This is a genomic window from Lachnospiraceae bacterium oral taxon 500, from assembly GCA_002999035.1.
Taxonomy (GTDB): Bacteria; Bacillota; Clostridia; order Lachnospirales; family Vallitaleaceae; genus W11650.
The window spans coordinates 896,725-922,378 of the sequence record CP027241.1; the positions used below are offsets into that span (position 1 = coordinate 896,725).

24 protein-coding genes are annotated in these 25,654 nt (G+C 47.9%); 14 read left to right on the plus strand and 10 right to left on the minus strand.

The features are described from left to right. The first annotated feature begins 205 nt into the window (after positions 1-205). From C3V36_04195 to C3V36_04255, 13 genes are all read left to right on the plus strand, one after another. Positions 206-961 carry a polyketide synthase gene (locus tag C3V36_04195; protein AVM68515.1) on the plus strand — a complete coding sequence of 252 codons (756 nt, stop codon included), beginning with the start codon at positions 206-208 and terminating at the stop codon, positions 959-961. Beyond that, a complete protein-coding gene (locus tag C3V36_04200; GenBank protein ID AVM68516.1) occupies positions 958-1,785 on the plus strand; it encodes a transketolase in 828 nt (275 codons plus the stop codon). Before C3V36_04195 ends, C3V36_04200 begins: the two co-directional genes overlap by 4 nt. Further along, a complete protein-coding gene (locus C3V36_04205; protein ID AVM68517.1) occupies positions 1,751-2,770 on the plus strand; it encodes a hypothetical protein in 1,020 nt (339 codons plus the stop codon). Before C3V36_04200 ends, C3V36_04205 begins: the two co-directional genes overlap by 35 nt. Continuing rightward, a complete protein-coding gene (locus tag C3V36_04210; GenBank protein AVM68518.1) occupies positions 2,760-3,836 on the plus strand; it encodes an acyl-protein synthetase in 1,077 nt (358 codons plus the stop codon). The genes C3V36_04205 and C3V36_04210 overlap by 11 nt, the downstream gene beginning before the upstream one ends. Beyond that, complete coding sequence (locus tag C3V36_04215) at positions 3,814-5,040, plus strand: long-chain-fatty-acyl-CoA reductase (GenBank protein AVM68519.1); 1,227 nt, start codon at positions 3,814-3,816, stop codon at positions 5,038-5,040. Before C3V36_04210 ends, C3V36_04215 begins: the two co-directional genes overlap by 23 nt. Next, positions 5,033-5,767: a hypothetical protein gene (locus C3V36_04220; GenBank protein ID AVM68520.1), complete on the plus strand. Its 735-nt coding sequence runs from the start codon at positions 5,033-5,035 to the stop codon at positions 5,765-5,767. The genes C3V36_04215 and C3V36_04220 overlap by 8 nt, the downstream gene beginning before the upstream one ends. A gap of 1 nt (position 5,768) precedes the next feature. Further along, positions 5,769-6,809, plus strand: coding sequence for a hypothetical protein (locus C3V36_04225; GenBank protein ID AVM68521.1), 1,041 nt, complete (start codon positions 5,769-5,771; stop codon positions 6,807-6,809). A gap of 69 nt (positions 6,810-6,878) precedes the next feature. Next, entirely contained in the window at positions 6,879-7,115 is a 237-nt protein-coding gene (locus C3V36_04230; protein AVM68522.1) for an acyl carrier protein, read from the plus strand. Between the two features lie 11 nt (positions 7,116-7,126). Then, the gene (locus C3V36_04235; protein ID AVM68523.1) at positions 7,127-8,203 is read left to right on the plus strand and encodes an acyl-protein synthetase; all 1,077 of its coding nucleotides are present in this window, start codon (positions 7,127-7,129) and stop codon (positions 8,201-8,203) included. After that, positions 8,190-9,392 (plus strand): hypothetical protein, encoded by a 1,203-nt coding sequence (locus C3V36_04240; GenBank protein ID AVM68524.1) that lies wholly within the window; start codon positions 8,190-8,192, stop codon positions 9,390-9,392. Before C3V36_04235 ends, C3V36_04240 begins: the two co-directional genes overlap by 14 nt. A 2-nt stretch (positions 9,393-9,394) precedes the next feature. After that, positions 9,395-10,294, plus strand: coding sequence for a hypothetical protein (locus C3V36_04245; GenBank protein ID AVM68525.1), 900 nt, complete (start codon positions 9,395-9,397; stop codon positions 10,292-10,294). A gap of 37 nt (positions 10,295-10,331) precedes the next feature. Further along, positions 10,332-11,735: an AMP-dependent synthetase gene (locus C3V36_04250; protein ID AVM70433.1), complete on the plus strand. Its 1,404-nt coding sequence runs from the start codon at positions 10,332-10,334 to the stop codon at positions 11,733-11,735. A 198-nt stretch (positions 11,736-11,933) separates the two neighbouring features. Next, positions 11,934-12,368, plus strand: a complete 435-nt coding sequence (locus C3V36_04255) for a hypothetical protein (GenBank protein ID AVM68526.1) — start codon at positions 11,934-11,936, stop codon at positions 12,366-12,368. Here C3V36_04255 and C3V36_04260 read toward each other — a convergent pair. From C3V36_04260 to C3V36_04305, 10 genes are all read right to left on the minus strand, one after another. After that, entirely contained in the window at positions 12,350-13,117 is a 768-nt protein-coding gene (locus C3V36_04260) for a cysteine hydrolase (protein AVM68527.1), read from the minus strand. The two genes, C3V36_04255 and C3V36_04260, sit on opposite strands and share 19 nt — an antisense overlap. Before the next feature lie 20 nt (positions 13,118-13,137). Beyond that, a complete protein-coding gene (locus C3V36_04265) occupies positions 13,138-14,409 on the minus strand; it encodes an O-acetylhomoserine aminocarboxypropyltransferase (GenBank protein AVM68528.1) in 1,272 nt (423 codons plus the stop codon). A 192-nt stretch (positions 14,410-14,601) separates the two neighbouring features. Further along, the gene (locus tag C3V36_04270; GenBank protein AVM68529.1) at positions 14,602-15,480 is read right to left on the minus strand and encodes an oxidoreductase; all 879 of its coding nucleotides are present in this window, start codon (positions 15,478-15,480) and stop codon (positions 14,602-14,604) included. A 43-nt stretch (positions 15,481-15,523) separates the two neighbouring features. After that, on the minus strand, positions 15,524-16,150 hold the full coding sequence (locus C3V36_04275; GenBank protein ID AVM68530.1) for an RNA polymerase sporulation sigma factor SigH: 627 nt from the start codon (positions 16,148-16,150) through the stop codon (positions 15,524-15,526). Between the two features lie 170 nt (positions 16,151-16,320). Continuing rightward, a complete protein-coding gene (locus C3V36_04280) occupies positions 16,321-17,106 on the minus strand; it encodes a 23S rRNA (guanosine(2251)-2'-O)-methyltransferase RlmB (protein ID AVM68531.1) in 786 nt (261 codons plus the stop codon). A gap of 166 nt (positions 17,107-17,272) precedes the next feature. After that, the gene (locus C3V36_04285) at positions 17,273-18,871 is read right to left on the minus strand and encodes a hypothetical protein (protein AVM68532.1); all 1,599 of its coding nucleotides are present in this window, start codon (positions 18,869-18,871) and stop codon (positions 17,273-17,275) included. A 1-nt stretch (position 18,872) separates the two neighbouring features. Further along, the gene (locus tag C3V36_04290; protein AVM68533.1) at positions 18,873-19,283 is read right to left on the minus strand and encodes a ribonuclease III; all 411 of its coding nucleotides are present in this window, start codon (positions 19,281-19,283) and stop codon (positions 18,873-18,875) included. 123 nt (positions 19,284-19,406) lie between these two features. Continuing rightward, complete coding sequence (locus tag C3V36_04295) at positions 19,407-20,828, minus strand: cysteine--tRNA ligase (protein AVM68534.1); 1,422 nt, start codon at positions 20,826-20,828, stop codon at positions 19,407-19,409. Next, positions 20,819-21,526 carry a serine O-acetyltransferase gene (gene cysE / locus C3V36_04300; GenBank protein ID AVM70434.1) on the minus strand — a complete coding sequence of 236 codons (708 nt, stop codon included), beginning with the start codon at positions 21,524-21,526 and terminating at the stop codon, positions 20,819-20,821. Before cysE ends, C3V36_04295 begins: the two co-directional genes overlap by 10 nt. Before the next feature lie 138 nt (positions 21,527-21,664). Then, the gene (locus C3V36_04305; protein ID AVM68535.1) at positions 21,665-23,029 is read right to left on the minus strand and encodes a hypothetical protein; all 1,365 of its coding nucleotides are present in this window, start codon (positions 23,027-23,029) and stop codon (positions 21,665-21,667) included. Between the two features lie 749 nt (positions 23,030-23,778). Between C3V36_04305 and C3V36_04310 the strand changes: the two genes are divergently transcribed. Further along, positions 23,779-25,575, plus strand: a complete 1,797-nt coding sequence (locus tag C3V36_04310) for a hypothetical protein (GenBank protein AVM68536.1) — start codon at positions 23,779-23,781, stop codon at positions 25,573-25,575. Positions 25,576-25,654: the final 79 nt, after the last annotated feature.

A 25,654-nucleotide genomic window follows, 5' to 3' on the forward strand; every position in this document is an offset into this window, starting at 1 on the left:
TATACCATAAAACTACAAAATGTGCATACAAAAAACATCGGAAAAAGTTTTATTTTTTTAAAACTCAGGCAAGTCGTTTCAAAGAATTACGAATGTCTTTTCTGAACCGCAAACAAATTTTCCAGCGCCTTTTTAAACTTGTAAAAGTCACGTAAATATGCTATTCTTTTATGTAAGAACACAAAAACATAACAACAGATAGGAGATTGCCGTGGAAAAAAAATTAGCAGGCAAAAATGCCATTATTACCGGCTGCAATCGAGGAATCGGCAGTGCGCTGGTACAGGAATTTGCCAGTCAGGGCTGCAATATTTGGGCATGCGCCCGTAAGAATAGCCCCGAGTTTGAAAGTCAATGTCAAAAATGGGCAGAACGTTATCAGGTATGGATTCAACCGGTTTATTTTGAATTAAGAGAAGAAGAAGCCATAAAAAAAGCAGTGCAGGGTATTATTCATCAGGGTTTACCGGTCGATATTTTAATTAACAACGCCGGTGTGCCAGCTCATGGCATATTGACCATGACCTCTGTCCGGGAAATGAAAGAGGTCTACGCCGTCAATGTTTTTGCTCCGGTTATTTTAATGCAAAATCTGGCTCGGCAAATGATGAAACAAAAAAGCGGCAATATTATCAATATTTGTTCCGTTGGTGGGATTGAAGCTCAGGAAGGATATTTAGCCTACGGCTCGAGCAAGGCAGCTCTACTGTGGATTACCCGTTCGGTCGCTAAGGAACTGGCCAAATATCAAATCCGAGTAAATGCTCTGGCGCCGGGGTTAATTGAAACCGATATGGGCAATTACAAAGCGCCGGCCGAAAGAGAAAAGGTATTGGCACGTACCAGTCTAAAGCGAATGGGAACGCCGGAGGAAATTGCCAAAGCGGCATTATTTTTAGCTTCCGAAGATTCTTCGTATATGACGGGGCAAATTTTAACAATAGATGGAGGCAGGGTATGAACTACTCACAGCAGGAAATTCAAGATTTAACGCAGATGGCCAAAAGAATGCGTCTGGCAGCGCTGGATATGACGCTCTCAACCGGTCAGGGCGGTGCGCATCTGGGCGGCGGTATGTCCTGTATGGAAATTTTGGCAGTATTGTACGGCAAGGTTATGAAATTTGATGTCCAGAATCCGCTGAATAAGGAGCGGGATCGGTTTCTGCCCAGCAAAAACCACTGTGTGCTGGCACATCTTCCAGCACTGGCTGAAGTCGGCTATATCAGCCGGGAAGAACTTTGCGAGTTTCAGAAAAATGGCGGCCGGCTGACCAGTTATCCCAAACGACCGGAAATTGGTTTGGAATACGCCGGCGGAAGTCTGGGTATGGCACTTGCCTTAGGAATCGGAATTGCTCTCAGTGCCCGGCAGCAGCAAAAAAAGAATACCATTTATGTTCTTTTAGGCGACGGAGAATTAAATGAAGGCTCCAACTGGGAGGCCTTTATGGCGGCCGGCCATTACCGACTGAATAATTTGGTGGCCATTATTGACCGAAATCATTTGGCTTATGACGGCAACACCGAAGAAGTGATGGGACTGGAATCTTTGCAGGCTAAACTGGAAAGCTTCCGCTGGCAGGTATCCTGCTGTGACGGGCATAAGGTGGAATCGCTTTTGACGGCATTTGCCGACAGAGCCGGACATGGGCCGCAGGTCATTCTGGCTGATACCGTTAAGGGCAAAGGCGTATCTTTTATGGAAAACCGGCCGGAATGGCATCATCATGTACTGACGCAGGAACAGTATGAGCAAGCAAAAAAAGAGATTATGGAGTCATAAAATGAAAATATCATCCCTTAAAATTAAATCTTGGGCAAAGCTGGGACAAAGAGGAACGGTTTTTGGGATTGTTTTGCCGGAATTAGCAAAACAAAAGGCAAATCTGAAACTGCTGACAGCTGATGTGGCTCTGCTTTCCGGCATGGAGCGGTTTTGCAGTCAGTATCCAGAGCAATTTTTAAACGTAGGCATTGCCGAGCAAAATATGATTGGAATTGCGGCCGGTTTGGCTTTGGAAGGCGATATCGTCTTTGCAACAACTTACGCTTCTTTTTTGGCAGTCAGATGTTTGGAGCAGGTACGGCAGCATTTGGCCTATATGAAAAATAATGTTAAATTAATCAGCTTTTCGGCCGGTATGGCAGCGGCTAAATCGGGAGTGTCGCACTGGGCAACAGAAGATATCGCCTTTATGAACGCTTTGCCAAATATGGTGGTAATGTCGCCGGCCGACAGCTTGGAAGCACTGAAAATGACAGAATGGGCAGCAGAATATGAAGGTCCGGTCTATATTCGCCTCAGCGGCGGTGTAGATTGTCCAATTGTCTATGAAAATGATTATGACTGGCAGGCCGGGAAAATCATAACCTTGGCGGAAGGCCGTGAAGTGGCGCTGATTGCAACTGGTTTAATGGTCAAAGAAGCACTGGCCGCTGAAAAAATCTTAGCAGAAAAAGGAATTTCCTGCTCTGTCTATAATCTACATACCATTAAGCCCTTAGACCGGGAAAAACTGCGTGCAGTCTTTCAAACTCATTCGCTGATTGTTTCAATTGAAGAGCATAATGTAATCGGTGGAATCGGCAGCGCCATCGCACAATATAAGTCAGAATTAACCAATATGCCCCGGCAGGTTATGATTGGCGTAGAAGATTTTGCAATTGACGCTGGCGGACAAAAATATATTTGGTCGGAGATTGGTTTAACCGCTGAAAAAATCGCCGACAGAGTAAAAAAAGAATGGGAGAAAACCTGTGATTGCTGATTTTTTTGAATGGGCACCATATGAACTGGAAAAAAAACAAAAAAACAAAAAATTGACGGAAGAATTGATCCGTCTGACCCGCTACCATCAAGCACACTGCGAACATTACCGTCATTTTTTGGCAGCAAGTGGTTATGTGGAGGAAAAGGTACAGTCGGTGGCAGATATTCCGTTTTTTCCGGTGCGTTTGTTTAAAGAAATGGATCTTTTAAGCATTGACCAAAACGAAGTCTTTAAAATTATGACTTCCTCCGGTACGACCGGACAAAAGGCGTCAAAAATCTTTTTAGATAAGGAAACTGCCATGCTTCAGCAAAAGGCGATGATTCAAATCTTAGGCGATTTTTGGGGCAAGCAGCGCTTGCCAATGCTGGTTGTTGACTCTCCTGATATTGTGCGGGATCGGGCTAAGTTTTCGGCGCGAGGAGCAGCGCTGATGGGCTTTCGAATGATGACTAGGGAAATGACCTATGTTTTGAACTCGGATATGAGTTTAAACTGGCCGGCACTCCACTCTTTTCTGGAAAAATACCAGCACCAGAAATTTATTGTTTTTGGCTTCACTTTTATGGTTTGGCAGCATTTTTATAAAGCTTTGCTTGGGCAGGAGCAACAATTTGACTTTGCTAATGCTTACTTAATGACTGGCGGCGGCTGGAAAAAATTAGAGGCAGAGGCAGTTCCCCGTCAGGAGTTTAAAGAGCGCCTCCGGGCGGCCTTAAATTTTCAACATTTCTTGGATCATTACGGTATGGTTGAACAAACGGGCTGTATGAATGTGGAGTGCGCACACGGGCATTTGCACGCCAGCAATTTTTCTGATGTGATTGTCCGAAATCCCGTAGATTTTTCCGTCTGCGACATCGGTCAAAAAGGTATTTTGCAGCTGGTATCAGTTTTGCCGCATTCCTATCCCGGCCACAGCTTACTCAGTGAGGATGAGGGTATGATTCTGGGGGAAGATGACTGCCCCTGCGGCCGCAAAGGCAAATATCTCGCCGTGCTGGGCAGGCTGAAAAATGCAGAATTAAGGGGGTGCAGTGATGTCTATGCCAGCCGTTTTTGATAAACTTCATTATTTAGTCGGCGATAGCAATTGTTTGGGCAATATGCCCCGTCAAAAAGCATTGCCGTTTTTTTCCGAGGAAGTCGTTGATTTTTTAGGTGCTCTGTCAAAAACTATTTTTGCCGATAAAAAAGCCCGCGAGTATAAAGATGTTATGGCTTATGCTTATTGGATTCGGAATGCTTCGCTGCGACAGGCGGCGCTGGTGCATCAGGATGATAAACGGCGAATAGGCCGGGGTGTGGTCTTTCATATTGCTCCCTCTAATGTGCCGGTCAACTTTGCGGTGTCAATGACTTCGGCTATGTTGGCAGGAAACGCTTCTATCATTCGAGTATCGGACAAAACGTTTGCGCAGGTTACTATCATTTGTGATGCGATAAACAAGTTGCTGGGTTCAACACACAGCCATTTAAAAGGATATATCTGTATTCTTCGTTATGAGCATAACGAGGAAATCACGCAGGCTTTGACCAATTTTTGTGATGTTCGAGTCGTTTGGGGCGGTAATCAGACTATTCACGCAATCCGGCAGGCGGCGCTGCCGCCGCGGGCGATTGAGATGACCTTTGCCGACCGCCATTCGCTGGCAGTCATTGATGCTGACAGTTATTTGTTGGCAGATGCGAAACAAGTAGCCGAACATTTTTATACCGATACCTACTATATTGATCAAAACGCCTGCAGTTCGCCGCGTCTGGTCGCATGGCTGGGGCGGGAAACAGAAGCGGCCAGACAGCGCTTTTGGAAAACACTGGCCGAAAAAGTAAAAGATGAATATATTTTTCAGCCTATTCAGGCAATTGACAAATATACAGCTTTTGCTCGGCTGGGTATGGCGCAGGAAGGTATTACTCTGCTGGCAGAAGACAATCGGCTGTTTCGCCTGCCGGTTACCAATCTGACAGCAGATTTAATGGATTATAAAGAGGGCGGCGGCTTTTTCTTTGAGTATGTACTAAAGGATTTAGAAGAACTTTTGCCGATTATGGGCAAATCTTGTCAAACTGTGGCTTATTTAGGAAATCTGGCTGAACAATTAGAGCAATTGGTTATCACCAACGGCGTTCGAGGTGTAGACCGGATTGTTCCAATTGGTGAAACTATGGACCTTACTTTTTTCTGGGATGGCTTTGATATGATAAAAACAATGAGCCGAATCCTTGACCGCACAGTCGAAAAAGGGAGAAAAGCAGATGAGTAAAAACGCAATTGTAACCGGCGGCAGCCGGGGAATTGGCCTAGCACTGGTTGAAAAGCTGGCTAAAAGCGGCATCAATGTTTGGACTTGCGCCAGAAAACCACAGCCAGAAATTGAAAAAGAATGGCAGCAATTAAGCCAAGCCTGCAATGTTTGGATTCGGCCGGTTTATTTTGACCTGTTAGATGACAAGCAAATAGAAGCAGCTTATTTAAAAATTCTATCCGAGAAAGAAAGCATTGATATCCTGATTAACAATGCCGGCATCGGACATCTGGGACTGCTGGAAATGACCCGATTTGAGGATATTAAAAAGATTTATCAAATCAATGTTTTAGCGCCGATTCGGCTGTGTCAGCTGGTCTTGAAAAAAATGACCCGGCAACGTTCCGGCTATATCCTCAATATTGTGTCAACTGCCGCCGATGAGGTTTATATGGGAAATTCCATTTACGGCGCTTCTAAAGCCGCTTTGGCCCAGTTTACCAAATCACTGGCTGCTGAAGTTGCCAGCCGGGGAATCACGGTCAATGCAGTAGCGCCAGGATTGACCGATACAGAAATGAGTCCTATTTTTGAAGGCACAGACCCTACTCTGCCAATGCAAAGAAGCGCACTCGGCCGAAAACTGACACCCGCAGAAGTAGCTGATGCAGCCATCGCTTTGATGTCGCCGGAAATGAGAATGCTCAATGGTCAGGTGATTGCCGTCAACGGAGGTGCAAAATAAAATGCCGGGAAAATTAGAAGAACGATATCGCTTTTATTTAGCCAAAAAGCAAGATATTCTCGATATTATGACATATATCGGCAAATACTGGAAACCGAATCATATTTTGGCACAAAATCGGGAGTTTTTTGAATATGAATTTGCCGCCGGAGAGGATATTCACTTTGTGTTGGCCCGCGACAGAAAAGATGAAAGTTTAGCCGGTATTCACGGCTATTACCTTTGTTCCAAGAACAAAGCACATTGGGATATTTGGGGTTCGATGTGGAGCGCCCGCAGTGAGCCGGATGATCTCCCCTTTTTAGGCGTGGAACTGGCCCGGCAAAGGGACAAGCTGCTGAAAGAACGCTGCCAGATTGGAGTGGGCAACAATCCCAAAACTGCAATCCCCCTGCTGGAAAGAGTTTTTAAGCACCACTGCGGAAAATTGGATCATTATTATATGCTGAATGATTTAAAAGAATATACAATCGCGCAAATAAAGACAAAACCGCTCCCCTCCTCCAGCCAAACGGACGACAAAGGATATTTTTTAGAGCGCATAGAAACTCCGGCCGAACTGGCTGCAAAGTTTCCGTTTACCGATTATACCGACCAAATCCCCTATAAAGACTTATGGTACTATCAGCATCGTTTTTTTGAGCATCCCGTTTATCACTATCTGATTTACGGCTGCTTTACTCCCGAACAGAAAATGAAAGCAATTTTAGTCTTTCGCCGGCAGGAACAAAATGATTCGGCCGTGCTCCGGCTGGTAGATTATTACGGAGAGCATGAGGCTTTATCGCACTTGAACCGGGAACTGCGGGCGCTGTTAGGGCCGGAAATGGAATATATTGATTTTTATTGCTGCGGTTTTGCGCCGGAAATTCTGACAGCGGCAGGCTTTGTTTTAAAAAATGCCGAAGACGGCAATATTATTCCCAATTATTTTGAGCCCTTTGTGCCGGAAAATATAGATATATGGTATAACAGCAGTCTGCCTAATCCCATCATCTGCAAGGCCGATGCCGATCAGGACAGACCCAATGCCGTCAAATAAAATGAAACAGAAAACTCAGGCAAGTCATTCCAACTTCTTGCCTGCACTATACACAAAAAGGAGAGAAAAATGACAAACGAAGAAAAGTATATCAATGCCTTTACAGAAGCTTTCGAATTGGAAGTTGAAGACGCCAAAAAAGCAAAATACGGGCAAACAACTAATTGGGATTCGGTCGGACATATGGAACTGATTGCCGCGCTGGAGGATGCTTTTGCGGTAATGCTGGATATGGATGATGTCATCGCCTTAAACTCTTTTGACAAAGGTAAAGAATTATTAAGAAAGTACGAAGTGGAGATATAGGAGAAAAGCAAATGGATTACTCGGCAGTATTGGCGCAGGAGGCTTTCACCTTGGAAAAAGCGCAGAAAAGAGCGCTTTTAAACCGGCGGCTGCGGGAATTGGTGCAGTATCATTATGAGAATTGCCCGGAATACGGGCGAATTTTAGATTTTTTGGACTTTTCCCCGGAAAAAGAACTGGAATATGAGGACAGTCCCTTCATCCCGATTCGGCTATTTAAAGAACTGGCTTTAAAAAGCATACCGGAAGAACAGATTTTTAAAGTTATGACTTCATCGGGCACAACCGGACAAGCTGTATCCAAAGTTTATCTGGACGAGGAAACTTCCCGTAATCAGCAAAAAACCTTAATCAAAATTATGGCGGATTTTCTGCCGGCGGAACGAATGCCGATGCTCATTCTGGATACAGCCAGGGTTGTTAAGGAACGAAACTTCTTTTCGGCCCGTCGCGCCGGAATTTTAGGTTTTTCCTTATTCGGCAGGGACAAGTTCTATGCTCTTGATGACGATATGCAGCTAAACATTGCACAAATTGAGGAGTTTTTGCAAAAATACCATAACCAGCCGATTTTTGCCTTTGGCTATACCTTTATTATTTGGCAGTACTTGTATGAAGAATTAAAAAAACAAGGCCGCCGGTTAGACCTTTCTCATGTGACTTTGGTGCATGGCGGCGGCTGGAAAAAGCTGGCAAACCGCAATATTACCGACCGCCAATTTAGAGAAGGACTGCTGGAAACCACCGGCTTAAAGCAAATTTATGAGTTTTACGGCATGGCCGAGCAAACCGGGACAATTTATTTGGCCTGTGAACATGGGCATATGCATACCAGCAGCTATTCGGATATTTTAATTCGGCGGGCAAAGGATTTTTCACTGTGCGATATCGGTGAAAAAGGAATGATTCAGTTGATTTCCCTGCTTCCTCAGTCCTATCCGGGACATAATATCCTGACAGAGGATGAAGGAATGATTCTGGGCGAGGATGATTGCCCCTGCGGCCGAAAAGGCAAATACTTTAAAATCTTGGGCCGAATTCAAAAAGCCGAAGTAAGGGGGTGCAGCGATACCTATGAACGCAAATAAAATCAAACATTATACCGGCAATTATTTGGAACTGGGACGGCCGCTGGCAATTTTTGCACCATCGGTCTGCGATTTTCTGCAGGAGTTGTCGCAGGTTTTGATGAAAGACCCTGAAGCCAAGGCGTTTCCGGATATTATCACCTTTGCTTTTTGGATTCGGCGGACCAATCTGCAAAAATATAAGGCTAACTATCCGGCCGAGCTGCGGGCAATAGGTCGGGGAACAGCGTTTCATATTGCGCCGTCCAATGTGCCGATTAATTTTGCTTTTTCTCTGGCATTCGGCCTTTTAGCCGGTAATGTCAATATTATCCGGGTTTCCAGCCGGGATTTCCCGCAGACAGACATTGTCTGCCGTCATATAAAACACTTGCTGGCAAGCGGTCAATATCCAAGGCTGGAAAAAAATATTATTGTCCTGTCTTATGAGCATGATTCAGAAATAACGGATTACTTTTCAGCACAGTGCGATGCCCGCATTATTTGGGGCGGCGACCGGACGATTGCTGAAATTCGCCGTTCTCCCTTGCCGCCGCGGGCAGTTGAACTGACCTTTGCCGACCGCTATTCTTTTTCCCTGATTGATGCCGGGCAGTTTTTGGCAATAGGCAATGCAGAACTATCCAAACTGGCAAATGCTTTTTATAACGATACCTATCTGATTGACCAAAATGCCTGCTCATCGCCGCATCTCATTGCTTGGCTGACAGCAGACTTATCAGCGGACACTTTGGCAGCAGTCAAAGAACGATTTTGGCAGGCAGTAGCCGAAGCTGCTAAAAAATGGGAAATTCAGGATATTCATGCCAGTGAAAAATATCTCCTTGCCTGTAAATATGCGGCGGAGTACCCGGCGCTCAAAAAGCTGCGGCGCTATGCCAATTATGTTTATGTTATGGAATTAGCAGAAATCCGGGCACAGGTTTCAGAAATCAGAGGCAAGTTCGGTTTGTTTGCAGAAACAAATATTCATTCTTATCACGAGCTTTTACCGATCCTTGGTAAAAACACGCAAACTATCACCTACTATGGAATTAACCCGCAAGAGTTGGCCGATTGGGTCATTACCGAGGGTCTCCTTGGCGTTGACCGGATTGTACCGTTCGGTGCTTCTTTGGAACTGGATTTGATTTGGGACGGTTATGACTGGATTGGCAGCCTCTCACGCCGGATTACGGCAGGCAGGTAACTATGGCAGCAGATATTAAAACGAGAACAGCCACGACAGCGGATACGGACGCGATTTTAGAATTTTTACGAGTAAACTTTCCCCGGCGAAAACTGTATTATGAAAACCGGCAGTTTTTTTTGAATGAATTTCAGGCGGATGATAACATGCTTAATTTTTGGCTGGCAGCTGACGAAAGCAGCGGTGAGTTGCTGGCGGTATCCAGTTATTATCCGGCCAATACTAAGGATTCGCCGGATATTATTTCCGGAATTTGGTATGCCAAAGACAGCGGACCGGTCATGCTGGGCTTTTTGCTCCGGCGAGAAATGCTGAAGCATTTAAATGCCCGTTTTTTTTGCGGAACAACCGCAGTCGAGAGTTCGTTCCGCTCGCACCGTTCCTTTGCCAAATGGATCAACCCCTTTCAGAAGTGGATATTGCGCGGGGGGGGGTACACTCAATCCTCTAAATATAAGGAATTGACCGAAATAACAGCGGCAGCCGAACTGAAAAAATGCTTAACCGAGGGGCAGATTGTTTTTGAAAACGCAGTCGAAAAAGATTTTTCTTACTTTTACCGGCGGTATTGGCAGAATCAATTTTTGGGATATCGAACTTTTTCTTTTCAAACAGACAAAGGTACCGAAAGTTTGGTTGTCTTAAAAAAAGATTCTCTTAAATCAAGCTTGATTTTGTTTGATTATGCCGGTCGGGAAAGCCTGCTTCCGGAAATGACCGCTGCCTTCGCCGAGCAACTGGCGCGGCAGCAATGCGGTCGGCTTTCTTTCCGGCAAATTGGCTTTGATGAGACTTTTTTAGCAGCAGCCGGGTTTGAACCGGCACCGGAAAACGAAGCGGTGCTGTATGGCTTCGCCAATCAGCCAATTCGAATGACCGAAGGAGACGGTATTTTTGAATAAAACCTGCCGCGCTTTTCCGGCAGAAAGGACAAAGACTATGAATTTTTATGATTTTACGCTCCGGCCGCCAACAGAGTTGCTGTTTAAGGATGACAAAGGAATCGACTTTACCGTATCGGACTTTAAAAAATTGAATGATATGATTCGGGCAGGCATCCCTAAGCGAAGCTTGGTTTTTTTGTTTGCCCGCAATGAGCGAATCCCGGTCGGAATGTACCTGAGTCTTTTGCAGAATAAGATTGTGCCGCTCCTGCTCTCACCGGCTCTGCATCCGGATTTGCTGCGATCACTTTTGCAGATTTATCAGCCGGACTTTATTTTGGGGAAGGAAAGCCTTTTACCGGTGGAACTGAATTATTCAGTCATTCAGCGAATCGAGGATTATATTGTTTTAAGAACCGGCTTTCGCTACCCACATCGGCTGCATGAAGACCTGGCGCTGCTGCTGACCACTTCCGGCAGTACCGGCAGCCCCAAATTAGTCCGCCAAAGCTACCGCAATATCGAATCCAATGCAGCAGCAATTGCTGATTACCTAAATCTTTCCTCGGCCGAGCGCCCGATTACTACTTTACCGATGCACTATACCTACGGCTTATCGGTCATCAACAGCCATTTGCAGGTGGGCGCGCCCGTGCTTTTAACGGAAAAATCTATTGTTGAAAAGGAATTTTGGGATTTTTTAAGACAGGAAAAAGCAACCTCCGTCGCCGGAGTGCCGTATACCTATACCATGCTGGATCGGCTTCGCTTTTTTAATATGGATTTACCGGATTTAAAAATGATGACGCAGGCCGGCGGCAAGCTGTCAGAGGAATTACAGCGGAAGTTCACCGAATATGCGGCGCAGACCGGCCGAAAGTTTGTGGTGATGTACGGTCAAACCGAGGCAACGGCTCGAATGGCCTACCTGCCGCCGGAAAAAGCGCTGGCTAAAATCGGCTGTATGGGGATTGCCATTCCGGGCGGGCGATTTGAACTGATTGATGAAGAAGAAACTGTAATTGAACAGCCGGAAACAGCCGGTGAATTGATTTATTACGGCCCCAATGTAACCTTGGGCTATGCCGAACAGGCAGAAGACTTAAGCCGGGGCGATGAAAGAAAAGGACGACTGGCCACCGGCGATATGGCTGTTCGGGATACTGACAGCTTTTACCGGATTGTCGGCCGAAAAAAACGTTTTCTTAAAATTTTCGGCAATCGAGTTAATTTGGATGAAATCGAAGCCAAATGCGCTGCCAAATTTGTCGGCCATGAATTTGCCTGTATCGGCCGTGATGATGAAATGACCATTTGCCATACCGGCGAGCTTCCCGCTGAGAAGATTCAAGGCTTTTTACAGGAGCTGACCGGGCTGTATAAAGGCGCTTTTGTCTGCCGGCCAATTAATGAAATCCCCAAAAACGAAGCCGGCAAAATTTTATACGCTAAATTATAACTCAACTTCCCCAGCTCCGCCAAAACTGTTTCTTTATGGCAGAACGCCCGCCCGGACAGAAGTGCACAGCACTTCGCTCAGGGGTAGGTCACCCGCCCGCGCAGAAACGGACAATGCTTGGCCGAGGAAAAGTTGAATTATAACAACAGAAACAAACAAAAAAAGCAACCACTTAACCGGTTCAGCGGAGGGAATATCATGACTACTCAGGAATTTTGGAGCAAAGTAAAATCACCGGACTATAAAATCACCAAGCCGCGCCTGGCTTTTGCTCAAGTTTTAGTTGAAAACCAAAATGCCATGCTGACGGCTGAAAGTCTGTACGCCAAGACCAGGGCGCTTTTTCCCAAAGCCAACCTGTCCACCATCTACCGCAACTTAGAAGCGCTGGAACAGCTGAATATGCTGTATAAAATCACCACCGACAAAGGCGTCAATCTGTATAAACTCAAGTGCGCCAGCAGCCATCATCATCACCATATCATCTGTACCAGCTGCGGCAAGGTATTGGATATTCATTACTGCCCCTTTGACGCCTTCGCCCAAATCGCCGCTGAAGCGGGCTTTACCATCTCCGAGCATCGGCTGGAGCTTTATGGCCTGTGCGCCGACTGTCAGGCCAAATCCCTGTAAATCTCAATGCCGTTCATCTGCATATTATAGACCGCAAAAGTATTCATCAGCTCCGCCTGATGATTGGTCGCCGGCAAATCAAAGGTTTCCGCCGCCGTCAGCGGAAGCATCAGCCGGGAAACAATATTTTTTTCATTAAAATAACTTTTCAGTGTTAAGGCAAAGGTCATCACGCAAATATCGGTCACCAATCCCGCCAGCACAAAGTTCACCACCTCAGGGTGCGCGGCCAACCAGCTTTGAAATCCGGGCGCCATAAAGCCGTTGGTGCAGTTCTTTTCAATTTGCAGGCTTCTTCCATCCGCTTCCGGTATCAATTCGCTGATCAGCTCCGTTTCCGCCGTGCCTTTCAGGCAGTGCGGGACATAAGCTCCAAACTCGGCGCTGTCTTTGGTATGGCAATCCTGAAAATAAATTTTATGAAAGCCCTTCGCCTCCTCATTTAAGCGTTTGACCGGTGCAATGATGTCCTTCGCCCGCTCCGACGCCAACGGGCCTTGATTAACAAAACCCTCAATCACATCGACAAATACAACCGCTGTCTGATCCGGACTCAAACTGCTCAGTTCCAAATCCGGCAAACCCTTCCAGCTTTCCTCTATCGTCAGCAGGCTAATCATTGCCTCTTCTTTTTTCTGAAATAAATCTAAATGCATGGCAAACTCCTTTTCATTCTTTCTTAACTCTACCGAAAAGGGCAAGCCGTCCGCCTGCCCTTTCAAATGCCCGGTTAAAGCCGGATCGGACACCCTGTTCCGGCGGCTGCTGTTTAAAGTTTAGTTAATGCGTTTTTCACATCCGCTAAAATATCTTCAATATTTTCAATCCCCACCGAGAACCGAACCGTACCTTCGGAAATTCCGGCTGCTGTCAGCTGCTCCGGCGTAAGCTGACGATGGGTCGAACTGGCCGGATGCAAAATACAGGACCGAATATCAGCCACATGCACTTCATTGCTGACCAGCTCCAAACTATCAATAAAGCGAACTGCCGCCGCCCGGCCGCCGGCCATATCAAACGATACTACACCCGAAGCACCGGCCGGCATATATTTTTGCTGCAAAGCATGGCTGAAATCGGTTTCCAAGCCGGGATAAGCTACCTTGGCAATCTGATCGGATGCCGCCAGGAGTTTAGCCACCGCCAGCGCATTATCCGAATGTGCCTTCATCCGCAGAACCAGCGTTTCCAAACCTAAGTTTAAAATAAACGCCGTCAAAGCCGGCGGATAAACGCCGAAATCCCGCATCAGCTGGACTCTGGCCTTGACAATATAGGCCTGCCGGCCAAAACTTTCGGTGTAGCTTAAGCCATGATACGACGGGTCGGCTTCCGTCAGTTCAGGAAACTTACCGTTTTTCCAGTCAAAATTACCGCTGTCCACAATCACGCCGCCAACCGCTACGGCATGACCATCCATATACTTGGTGGTCGAATGCACCACAATATCGGCCCCATGCTCAATCGGACGGCACAGCGCCGGTGTGGCCAAAGTATTGTCCATAATCAGCGGCACACCCATTTCATGCGCAACTCCTGCCCATTTTTCAATATCCAAAATAATCAAAGCCGGATTCGCCAAGGTTTCGGCAAAGACCGCTTTGGTATTTGGTCGAAATGCCGCCTTTAACTCTTCCGCCGAAGCCGTAGAATCGACAAAACTGCACTCAATTCCAAACTGCTTTAACCGAACGGCAAATAAATTAACTGTTCCGCCGTAAATGCTGGTGCTGCTGATAAAATGATCGCCCGCCTTTAAAATGTTTAATAAACTCAACAGCGTTGCCGCCTGCCCGGAGGAGGTACACAGCGCCGCCGCACCGCTCTCTAAAGCGGCAATTTTTTTCTCCACCGCTTCCACCGTCGGATTGGACAGCCGCGAATACATATGGCCGCTGGCCGTTAAATCAAAGAGCTTGCCGATGTGCTCGGTACTGTCATAGGTATAGGTTGTTGACTGGTAAATCGGCAGTACCCGCGGCTCCCCGTTGCCCGGAGTATAGCCGGCGTGCAATGCCATGGTTTGTTGTCCCTGTTTCATCATCGTTTCCTTTCTTTTGCTGGTTTACAGTTCAGGCAAGCAGCCGGTAATGCCTGATAGACCGGGAGAGGGCTTACTCTCCTAAGGCATATCCGGTGCTGCCGGGATATTTGCTTATCGCCCACACTGGTTATTCACTTGTCTAAGCGGTAACGTTTTTGCTCCTCGTCATTACCGCCTGTATTTTCCTGCCTATTTCTGCTCCTGATTATCGTGATAATAGCGAAACAGCGCCTGCGTTCCCAAATCGCCCATTCCTTCCGCCGCCATCCCCTCATAATGCTGCAGTACCAATTCCAGCACACTTAGGTCAAGTCCGGCCGCCGCCGCTTCTTCCCGGGCTAATTTCATGTCTTTAATAAAATGCTTGATAAAAAAGCCCGGCGCAAAATCACCTGCCAAAATCCGGGGCGCTAAACTCTCTAATTGCCGGCTGCCGGCCGCGCCGCTGCCGATGGAGCGCAGCACCGTCGGTAAATCCAAATCTTTGGCACAGGCATAACTCAGCGCTTCGCATACGCCGGAAATCGTCCCGGCAATGATAATTTGATTGACCATCTTGGTATGCTGCCCCTTACCGGCCGTCCCCTGATAATTGATATTGCTGCCCATAGCCGCAAACAGTGGATAACACTCATCAAAATCGGCCCGGTCGCCGCCCGCCAAAATAGAAAGCATTCCCTCACGGGCACCGGTATCACCGCCGGTCACCGGCGCATCCAAGGCGTGAACGCCCAGTTCCTTTGCCTGCGCATAAATTTTTTCCGCCAGCTTCGGGCTGGACGTGGTCATATCAATCACATAAGTGCCCGGTTTTACATTCGCCAAAATTCCGGCCGGCCCGAAATATACTTCCTCCACATCGGCCGGATAGCCGACAATGGTAATCACCGCCTCCGCTTCTTTGACACAGTCCCGAATGCTGTCATAGCAGGGCACTCCTTCGGCAATTAAGTCCGCTGCCTTCTCCCGGTGCCGGACATACATGCCGACCTCGTAACCGGCTTTGCGCAGATTGCGCAGCATGGATTTGCCCATAATACCCGTACCGATAAAAGCAATTCTTTTCATAAACCGCTCCCTCCTTCTTATCCAGTTTTAAAAGCCTTGCCGTCTAATTCCATTCACTGCGGACAACTTCTTCCGCCTTTTTCTTAATGCGCTGCAAGGCATTGTCGATTGACTTAACCGGCCGCTGCAAAATCCCAGCCACTTCTTTATAATTAACGCCGTTTAAATGCAGCTGCAGGACCTGTTTTTCCAGCTCGCTCAATTTGCCGAGCAGTTCCTCTTTAATCCGGGCACTCTCCTCCTGCCCGATAATCAAGTTTTCCGGATCCTCCAACCGGCCGGCCGGAACATAAACCAGCATATCCTCATCACTTTCCTCTTCTTCAAAGTCAAACGCCGGTTTATTCAGGGAAATATAATTATTTAACGGCCCATGCTTTTTGCGAGCCGAGCGCTTAACCGCCGTAATAATCTGACGGGTAATACATAGTTCCGCAAAAGGGAAAAAGGCAATATTTTTCTGGGCCTGAAAATCCCGAATCGCTTTAAACAGGCCAATCATTCCTTCCTGGGTCAAATCCTCACGGCTGCCGCCGTTGATAAAATACGACCGGGATTTTTTCTCAACCAGCGGTTTATAGCGGCTGAATAAATAGTCCATCGCCTCATTGTCGCCGCTGCTGATTAAGTTCAGGATTTCTTCATCGGTCAAATTGGAGTAATCTTTCATACTTGCCCTTTCTGTTATTGCTTCCTCTTATCTGCCAAGTGCCATGTCCACCCTTATCTCCTGCCGGAATTGGTGTTTTTGCATAACTATCTCCTGCCCATTGCCAACCGAAAGCTATCGACAGGATCACCTGCCCGGCCCGCATTTGCCATGCTTTTAAGGCGGCCGTCTTAAAACCCCCGGCGCTGGCGGACGGCTTCATAAATCAGAACACCCGCTGAAACCGAGGCGTTTAACGAATCAATCCGGCCAAACATCGGCACCGATACGATAAAATCACATTTTTCTCTGGTCAGGCGGGAAAGCCCATCCCCCTCACTGCCAATGACAAGACCGAGCGCCCCCTTTAAATCGGCCTGATACATGATCTGGCCGTCCATATCGGCACCGGCAATCCACAAGCCCTGCTTTTTTAAATAATCAATGGTTTGGTTTATGTTAGTCACCTGCGCCACCGGCAGATATTCAATCGCTCCAGCACTGGTCTTAGCCACCGTTTCCGTCAGCGGCGCCGACCGCCGTTCCGGTACAATTACCCCATGACAGCCCGCCTGATGCGCCGTCCGAATGATCGCCCCCAGATTATGCGGATCGGTAATCTGGTCTAACAAAATGACAAAGGGCGGCTCACCCTTTTGCGCCGCTGCCGCTAAAATGTCATCCAGCCGCGCATATTGATACGCTCCGGCAATCGCCACCACTCCCTGATGCTTCTCCGGGCAGTAGCGGTCAAGTTCCTCTTTCTCCAAATATCGAACCGGCACCCCCGCTGCCGCCGCTAAGGCTTCCAGCTCCTCGTTCCGGCTGCCCGCCTGCAAAAGAAGCTCCCTCACTTCGCCGCCGGCTTTTAATTTCTCAGCCGCGGCATGATACCCGCCCAGCCACAGACTGCCATCTCTTGGCGAAACATAGGGTCGCTTGCTGTTTTTCCCGTTTTTATTATAGCTTTTTCCCATTTTTTTCTCGATTCTGTATTTACGATACAATTGTCAAAAATCCTCTGTTTATCCCTATTCGGCTACTCTTTTGTAACTCCGCTTTTGGCGCGGCTCTGCCCAAAACTTGGCTTTTCCGCGGTATCTGCCAGCCGCGGTGCCGCTCATTTGGATTTTCAGCCGTTATTTACTCAACCCAGCCCCGGCTTTGCAGGTACTTTAAAATTCGCCCGCCTCTGGGCAAAATCAAAATTTCTTCCGCCGTAAACCCGCGCAGCTTCAGCATCAACAGGCTGTACACCGGCACCGCCGCCGCTACCGCCAGCAGCACCGCTGCGGCATTTTTAGCGCAGACGGCCATCACCGCCGTATAAACCAGCCGGGCGACCGCTCCCATCCCGGCCGAAGCTGCCAGCGGACGCCAAAGAATCAATCCGTAATTCAGGTTCAGTCCGGTTTCCTTTTTTAAAAAGAAAGCATTCATCCCCAAAATAACCATAAAATAAAGGATAGACGCCCAAATAAGCGCTGCCGCCCCCAGTCCCGCTTTTAAAAACACGATATTGCCGGCCAGCTTAAAGACCGCCGCCGCCAGCACCGCCAAGAGAGTCTTGTAATAGCCGGATAGGCCCTGTAATATACTGCTGACGCTTTGCGCCAAAATCATAACCAGCATACAAATGCTGTATAGCTGCAATAAACCGCCGGGAATCCTCTCCTTGTAGTACAGCAGCCGCAAAATCGGCTCGGCCAGTAAAAAAATGCCAACCATCGCCGGCAGTCCCATTTTCATCACCAACTGCAAACCCATGTTGATTTTGTCATTCATTTCCGCCTGATCGCGGCGGACTCCGGCCACTGCCACCGCCGGCAAAATACTGACCGCCAGGGCGGCGCTGACCGCCAGCGGCACATTAATTACCGTTTGCGCCGTCGTTACGCTGCTCAGTGCCATGCGCGCGTTTTCGGCCGAATCGCCCAAAGCGGCAAATAAGTGATAGATGGTACTCGAATCAATAAAGCCCATAATCGATATCATAGCCGAAGAAATCGTAATTGGCGCCGCAATCCAAACCATCTTTCGGAGTAAAGCGGCACTACCCTGTCCGGCTGCCGCACCGCTATCCGCCTTTTGCGAAAAATTCGGTCGCTGCCGCTGGTACTGCCTAAGCAAATAGAGGGTAACCGCCACAAAACTAACCGAAATCCCCACTGCCGCACCGCTGACGCTGATATAGTCGGGCTGACCGCGCTTCATCAAAAAAGAAACCAATCCCACCCCGATGGCGGCTTTGCCCGTGTTTTCAATAATTTGGCTGACCGCCGTCGGCAGCATATTCTGCATGCCTTGAAAATAGCCGCGAATCGCTCCGGAAATACCGATTAAAAAAGGCGACAGCGCCAGTCCCCATAGGACATAGCGCGTTTCCGGCTCCCAGGCAAAAGCGCCGGCCCAAGCCGGCAAAAAAACAAAGGCAATGCTGACAACCAGTCCCAGTGCCGCCGCCAGCCAAAAACCGGTTTGAAAAACCTGATGCGCCCGGCGGTAATTGCCCGCTTCCCGCTCCTCGGCCACTAATTTGGAAATCGTGGCCGGAATCCCGGTCAACAACGCCGCCGTCAGCACCAAATAAATCGAATAAACGGTATTAAAATAACCCATCGTTTTGATGCCAACCAGATTGGTCAGCGGCAACTTATATAAAATATTGATTAGTTTAACGAAAAGCCCGGAAAACGATAAAATCATCGTGCCGGTGATCAGACGCTTTGTCTGCTTTGTCATATCAAGATACCCCTTTGGCCATTAACACGCTTAATCTCTCCATTTCGCCCTTTAAAAAAAGATAGCCCAGCAATGTTTCCACGCCGGTGGCGACCGCATATTCCTCCGGGCTGGAATGCTTCGGCACATGAAGAGTCTTGGCATTCCGGCCGCGTTTAAAAATGGTTTGTTCTTCTTCGGTCAACTCCGCTTTAATCTTTTCATAAAAGGCTGCCTGCCCTCCGGCTTTGACATAGGCCGTTACCCGCTCATGATAACGGTGCGCCTGGGCATTGCCCTCAGCCACCACCATATAGCGCAGGAACAGGTCAAAAATATTGTCCCCCAAATAGGCCAGACTTAAAGGAGAATAGGTTTTAATATCCTTGGGTACAATTTGCAGCCGCGCCAAAAAATCAGCAAAAATATCCATAAACTTCTTCTATCCTCATCGAACCGGCACATTGCCCTTTCCATTCTTTCTGCACACTAAAAACTTTATTTCTCATTCCTTTCAGAAAATACCGGCAGCTTGCCGGTTTACGGCTTCCGCACATTAATCTCTATCCTTTTCGCCCGCACGGATGCGCTTATATTTAACGCCTTCCCGCGTGTCTTCCAGCACAATTCCCTGCTGCAAAAGCTCCTGCCGAATTTGATCGGCCTTAGCAAAATCCTTGGCTTTGCGGGCATTTTGCCGCTCTTCAATTTTTTGCTGAATTTCAGCATCCAGCAAAACCTTTTCCGCCTGTAAATCCAGTCCCAGCACAAAGCCGAACTCCGCAAACAGACGTAAATATGCCAGTTTTTCGGGGGCCGGCGTTTCTTCGCTAACGGCGGTATTACTCAGCCGACTCAGCTCAAAGAAAGCCGTAATAGCATCCGGCGTATTAAAATCCGCTTCCATCGCTCGGATAAAGTCCTGCTTGATTTGGTTCAACTCCGGAAAAGCAGAAAAATCGCTGTTTTCGCTGCCCTGTGGCATTTCTCCGCTGGTCAGCTCTTTTAACCGGTTATACGCATTGCTTAACCGGGTCAAACTCTGCACCGCCGCTTCCATCAGCTGGCGGCTGAAGTTTAAAGGCTTGCGGTAATGGGCTGACAGCAGTAAAAAGCGAATCACCGAATAGGGGTACTCCGCTGCAATCTGCCGCACCGTGAAGAAATTACCCTCCGATTTGCTCATTTTCTTATTGTCGACATTGATAAAACCGTTGTGCATAAAATAGCGGGCAAACTCCCGGCCGCTGGCACACTCGGACTGCGCAATCTCATTTTCGTGATGCGGAAAAATCAAATCCACGCCACCGGCATGAATATCAATCGTTTCGCCTAAATAGCGGCGGGCCATTTCCGAACATTCAATATGCCAGCCTGGCCGGCCGTCACTCCAGGGTGAACTCCAGTACGGCTCGCCTTCTTTTTTCGGCTTCCACAGCACAAAATCAAAGGGACTGCGCTTTTGTTCGTCAACCTCGACCCGACTGCCCGCTTCCAGTTCTTCCAGTTTTTTGCCCGACAGCTTGCCGTACTCATCAAACTTCTGGGGCATAAAAAAGACGGAGCCCCCTTGCTCATAGGCATAGCCCTTCTCAATCAGCTCGGTAATCATTCGGATAATGCCGCCGATTTCCTCGGTCGCACGGGGATGAATCATCGGCAGGGTACTTAGCCCCGCATAATCTTTTTCCATCTCGGCAATCATGCTTTCCGCGTATTCGGCCGAACTCACGCCTGCCTGATTTGCCCGGGCAATGATTTTATCATCAATATCGGTATAATTTTGAACAAAAGCAACGTCATAGCCGCTGTAACGCAAGAAGCGGTGCACCGTGTCGAAAACCACTACCGGCCTGGCATTGCCGATATGCATCAAATCATAAACCGTCGGCCCGCAGACATACATTTTTACCTTGCCGGGCTCTATCGGCTGAAAAACTTCCTCTTTCTTGGACAGCGTATTATAAATTATAAGCATTTATGATCTCCCTCACAGCATTCCTGATATAAATAGTCCAAATCTTCTTTGCTCAGGCCTCCGGCTCGGTGCTCCACATAGCGCATCCGCAGTTTCAGCTTGCAGATTTCACGCCGAATAGGATCGGGCAAATCAACCTGATTTAGCGTATCTTTGGGAGCTTGATGAACCCGGTTTTTTACTACCCGGCCGGGAATCCCGACCACCGTTGAATACGGCGGCACCGGATGCAGCACAACCGCCCCGGCTCCGATCTTAGAATCATGGCCGACCGTAAAAGAACCCAATATTTTAGCTCCGGCACTGATCATCACATTATCTTCAATCGTCGGATGCCTCTTTTTCCATTCCTTGCCGGTTCCGCCCAGAGTAACGCCCTGATAAATGGTAACATTATTCCCAATCACCGCTGTTTCGCCGATGACGACGCCATGTCCGTGGTCAATAAACAGGCCCTTGCCGATTCTGGCCCCCGGATGAATCTCAATCCCGGTTCGCCGGGCACTCCACACCGAAATCAACCGTGCTAGAAAAAAGAGTCTCCGCCGGTAGAAATAATGTGCCAGCCGGTAATGCAAAAGGGCATGCAGACTGGGATATAAAAGAATCTCCGCCCGGCTTTTAATGGCCGGGTCTCGATCCGTGATGACCTTTATTTCATCTTCAATATTTTTTTTAATCTTCTTATAGATTGACATTTCTTTAGCACCCTTTCGTTTCAGCCAGCCTCTGTCCAAATACGGCAGCCCGCCGCCGGTTTTTGCCGCCGGCTCACCATCCGCACGATTTGTCCGGCCGAAGCGAACGGCCAGCCGGCAAATGATGAGAAAACCCGGTCATTGACTGAGAGCGGCTATTCTGGATTCGGCATAGCCCTTCTTATCGGTATTCGGATATTTTTCCAGCAAAAGTTTAAACATTTCAAGGGCTTTGGCCTTATCTCCGGCTTTTTCATAGGTTCTGCCCAAAAAATAAATCACGTCATCGCTGAAATCAACGCCGGCATCATACTTCATCGCCAGGGTCAAATCTTCGATTGCCTTTTCCAGCTGATTCCGGCTGTAAGCCGCATAACCGCTGATATAAAGGGCCTGACTGACTTTGGGAAAAACTAATTGTTTGAGCTGAGCAACCGCCGTATCCACCAATGCGTTTTCAGACGGCACAATCGCTGCCAGTGCTTCGGCTGCCGCATTGAAATCGCCCGCCAGATAAGCTCCGGCCGCCGTAATATAACCGTCGGCCGCCGCCGTTTTCTGCGCCGCCAGCTGCACTTCCTTAACCATCGCTTTCACCTGCTGTTCCTTTTGCAGGGCTTCCTTATCGGCCGTTTCCTTTTCCTGACGCAGAGCGTTATTTTCTTCTTGCAAAATCACGATCTCTTTCTTTAAATCCTCGGATTTATCTGTCAGCAGGCTTTTTTGATAGGGCCAAACCAGGAAATAAAGCAGCCCTGCTCCCAACAGAATTCCCAGACCTAAAGTCGCAATCTGCTGAATGCTTTGGTTGAGCACAATCTGTCTTTGATTTTGCTGCTTAAGTTTTTGAGTTTCCTCCTCCGGCATCAGAATCTTCTCCTCGCCGTCTTTTTGCACCAAATCGGTATAGTATTTTCTAGCCAAGCAATGACTGGCGTCAATCTGCAGCACCTTTTGCAGTTCACGCTTAGCCTCCAGCGTATCACCGGTTTTAACGAACAAAAGTGCCAGCAGCAGATACGCTTTAATAAAATTCGGATTTAACGACACCGCTTTTTTCAAATTAATGATCGCCAAGTCATACGACCCGCTCCGAATATGCTCTAAGGACTGATTATACTTTTTTATAGTATTGTCCACAGTTTCCAGAGTGCTTTTATTTTGCTTAATAACTTCCAAATACTTCCCGGCAATATTGTCCTCCGGAAAAAAGTTTTGGCTTAAAACCCATTCACTTAAAGCCAGTACCGTTTCGCCCTGTTCAAAATAAACCAAACCCAGCAGATTTCTGGCATCTTTATTGTATTTATTCAGACGAACGCTTTGCTTTAAGGTGTCGGCTGCCCCGCTTAAATCCCTAGTTTTCGCTCGCTCCAAGCCCAAGTTATAGTATAGCTTTGACAACTCTTCGGCTTTTCGATAGGAGGGATATTTTTGGTGACAGACCCTACATTCCAGATCTTCGGTCAAAACATTCCCGCAGCGAAAACATCTTCTATTCATGCGTCGGCTTCTCCTCCTTCAGTTCCTGAATCATTTCATTTAAAACGTCAATCACGTCCTTGGTTTCATATTTATGAATCACATCTTCTACTTCCGATAAATCAGCGCAGGGTTTAAACTTTTTAATTTCTTCTTCAAAACGAATCATTTTCTGCTCCTTTCCGGTGCTGTCCTTATCTTCCGCCCGCGATAGACTTGGAAAGCGGCTTCACCATTTCCGCCGCAGTCGCTCCGCAGAGAAACTCTTCCAACAAAATAAAAAAAGATAAAATGCACCCAATTTTATCTATCATATCATTCTTTTGCCGTTCTGTCAAAAAAAAGTCGGTGAAAAACACATTAGAAAACCCTTAATTCAGCCGCTAAAAAAACGTTTCCTCGGTACGTCAAAAGAAATGTTTTTTAATTAACTCAACTTTCCCATGTTCTCAAAACTGGAATAGTCTTTTTCAAGCAGGTTGCCCGCCCGGGTAGAAGTACGGAGCACCTCGATCAGGGGAACATTAAATAATCAGCTATCATTTTCACAGTTTTTTCACAATTTTCACATAAAAATGACACATTGCTTTTTTATAATACAATCATTCTCCTGAGAGATGTCCCATGATTCCGGCTTGAAAAGACACGAACCGGCTTTTATGAAGCCTCTCCGGAAAAAACGCCAGGCTGCGCACTTGCATCCGGACTTTCTTTGAAAAATCAACTGACAATTAAGGTTAAAACCTTTGACCATAAATAAGGAGGACACTATGGATAATAGAAATCAAAATCTTAATAATGAAAATCTTCCGGCCACGCCGGAACCGATAGCTACCCCGGAAACCCACTTTACCGGCAGCAGCCAAAACATGTCAGAGGCAAGTGCCGCGACAGGCGCCGGTGCCGGACAAATTATGACAGACAACGCCCAACCGGAAATAGCCGAAGCCGCCGTTACGCCAAGTACACCTGTTTTTCACGACCATTCCTCGGCAGCAGCCGCGCCGGAAATTGACCCGATTTATCAGGATGTTTCGGCTGGCTCTTATTCTCAGTCCGATCAGGAATACACAGTCAACCCACAGCCAACGCAGCCGGCACAAACTCCGCAAAGCGGCTCAGCTATGGGCTATGGACAGTATCAGGCGAATTATCAAGAGAAGCCAAGCGGCAGCCCCTATTTTTCAGCGCAGCCGGCTCCGGCTCCGGCCGGCTCTAACCCCAGCTATCAGGAAGTGAAGGAAAAACGGCGTAAGCGCGGCAAAGGGATGCGTTTTATTGCCGCTTGTCTGGCCCTGGCGCTGGCTTTGTACGGCAGCTACTCCTTTGGCTCCTATCAAGCCGAACAGCGGATTGATGCCAAACTGACGGAATTTCAACAGGAACTGAAAAATATACAAACCACTCAAACTACCGCTGTTTATCAGCCGCTGCCCTCTTCGCAGCCGGCGGAAACAACCATAGCGGAAGGAACAACCAAAGAAGCAGCGGTCAGTCCGGCACCTGCCACCAGCGTATCACCGGTAGTCGCCATCGCCGAACGGGTGGTGCCGTCGGTGGTAACAATTACCAGCACACTTGCCCCGTCCCGCAGTTCCGGCCTTTTTTCCGGCGGTCAGGCCTCCGGCAGCGGTATTTTATATAAGACAGAGGGTGATAATCTGTATTTGATTACCAATCATCATGTCATTGAAAATGCCAGTCTGATTCGGGTTACTTTTTCCAACGGCGAAAGCGCCGATGCGGAAGTCGTCGGTTATGATTCCCGCAATGATTTAGCGGTTTTAAAAGTCAATCTGTCTGACTTAAACGATAAAAACTTAACCATGGCTGTTTTCGGCGATTCCTCCGCCCTAAAGGTCGGCCAGCTGGCCGTCGCAATCGGCAATCCCTTGGGCGAAGGACATGACCACACCATTACCGCCGGTGTCATCAGCTCGGTCAACCGGACTCTGGATATCGAAAATATTAAAAATCTGGAAGTAATCCAAACCGATGCTGCCATCAATCCCGGCAACAGCGGCGGAGCTTTGGTGAATGAGCGCGCCGAGGTCATCGGCATCAATACCGCCAAATACTCCGATGTCAAAGTCGAAGGCATGGGCTTTGCCATCCCCAGTAATATCGCTATGTCGGTCGTAGAAAAAATCCTGAAAAACGGCAGCGGTGATGCAGCCTATGCAATGAGCGATGAGCGGCCGTTTTTGGGCATCGGCTATTCGCCCATCAACAGCGATATTTACGCCAAGACCGGCGTACCGTTCGGCGTTTATGTAACCAAAGTTTATGAAGGCAGCGCCGCTCATGCCGCCGGGGTAAAGGCCGGCGATATCCTGTTCTCGCTCAACGGCGTGCGGATTAAAGACGCCAATATGCTGTTTGACAATATCGGCAAGCTGGAACTGGGACAAGAAGTTAAACTGGGCTTAGTGCGCGGCGAGGAAATCTTTGAAGTCGAGGCGGTCATCACTTCCTTCGGTGAAGTCAATGCTAAAAATAACGGCGAATTAGGAAACAAATCGCAGGAAAACCGCAGTGAAAACCAAAACACTGATCAAGATAAATAGCTCCTTTTAGTCAGCGGATAAATCCCCCCTTTATCCGGAAAAAGGGACTGTTGCCTCAAGGTCTGATCACAAGATATTA

Coding starts and splice junctions, on each gene's coding strand:
- C3V36_04200 (AVM68516.1), top strand. CDS start 958: ATGAACTACTCACAGCAGGAAATTCAAGATTTAACGCAGATGGCCAAA.
- C3V36_04205 (AVM68517.1), top strand. CDS start 1,751: ATGAGCAAGCAAAAAAAGAGATTATGGAGTCATAAAATGAAAATATCA.
- C3V36_04215 (AVM68519.1), top strand. CDS start 3,814: ATGTCTATGCCAGCCGTTTTTGATAAACTTCATTATTTAGTCGGCGAT.
- C3V36_04220 (AVM68520.1), top strand. CDS start 5,033: ATGAGTAAAAACGCAATTGTAACCGGCGGCAGCCGGGGAATTGGCCTA.
- C3V36_04225 (AVM68521.1), top strand. CDS start 5,769: ATGCCGGGAAAATTAGAAGAACGATATCGCTTTTATTTAGCCAAAAAG.
- C3V36_04230 (AVM68522.1), top strand. CDS start 6,879: ATGACAAACGAAGAAAAGTATATCAATGCCTTTACAGAAGCTTTCGAA.
- C3V36_04235 (AVM68523.1), top strand. CDS start 7,127: ATGGATTACTCGGCAGTATTGGCGCAGGAGGCTTTCACCTTGGAAAAA.
- C3V36_04240 (AVM68524.1), top strand. CDS start 8,190: ATGAACGCAAATAAAATCAAACATTATACCGGCAATTATTTGGAACTG.
- C3V36_04245 (AVM68525.1), top strand. CDS start 9,395: ATGGCAGCAGATATTAAAACGAGAACAGCCACGACAGCGGATACGGAC.
- C3V36_04250 (AVM70433.1), top strand. CDS start 10,332: ATGAATTTTTATGATTTTACGCTCCGGCCGCCAACAGAGTTGCTGTTT.
- C3V36_04255 (AVM68526.1), top strand. CDS start 11,934: ATGACTACTCAGGAATTTTGGAGCAAAGTAAAATCACCGGACTATAAA.
- C3V36_04265 (AVM68528.1), bottom strand. CDS start 14,409: ATGAAACAGGGACAACAAACCATGGCATTGCACGCCGGCTATACTCCG.
- C3V36_04270 (AVM68529.1), bottom strand. CDS start 15,480: ATGAAAAGAATTGCTTTTATCGGTACGGGTATTATGGGCAAATCCATG.
- C3V36_04275 (AVM68530.1), bottom strand. CDS start 16,150: ATGAAAGATTACTCCAATTTGACCGATGAAGAAATCCTGAACTTAATC.
- C3V36_04280 (AVM68531.1), bottom strand. CDS start 17,106: ATGGGAAAAAGCTATAATAAAAACGGGAAAAACAGCAAGCGACCCTAT.
- C3V36_04285 (AVM68532.1), bottom strand. CDS start 18,871: ATGACAAAGCAGACAAAGCGTCTGATCACCGGCACGATGATTTTATCG.
- C3V36_04290 (AVM68533.1), bottom strand. CDS start 19,283: ATGGATATTTTTGCTGATTTTTTGGCGCGGCTGCAAATTGTACCCAAG.
- C3V36_04295 (AVM68534.1), bottom strand. CDS start 20,828: ATGCTTATAATTTATAATACGCTGTCCAAGAAAGAGGAAGTTTTTCAG.
- cysE (AVM70434.1), bottom strand. CDS start 21,526: ATGTCAATCTATAAGAAGATTAAAAAAAATATTGAAGATGAAATAAAG.
- C3V36_04305 (AVM68535.1), bottom strand. CDS start 23,029: ATGAATAGAAGATGTTTTCGCTGCGGGAATGTTTTGACCGAAGATCTG.
- C3V36_04310 (AVM68536.1), top strand. CDS start 23,779: ATGGATAATAGAAATCAAAATCTTAATAATGAAAATCTTCCGGCCACG.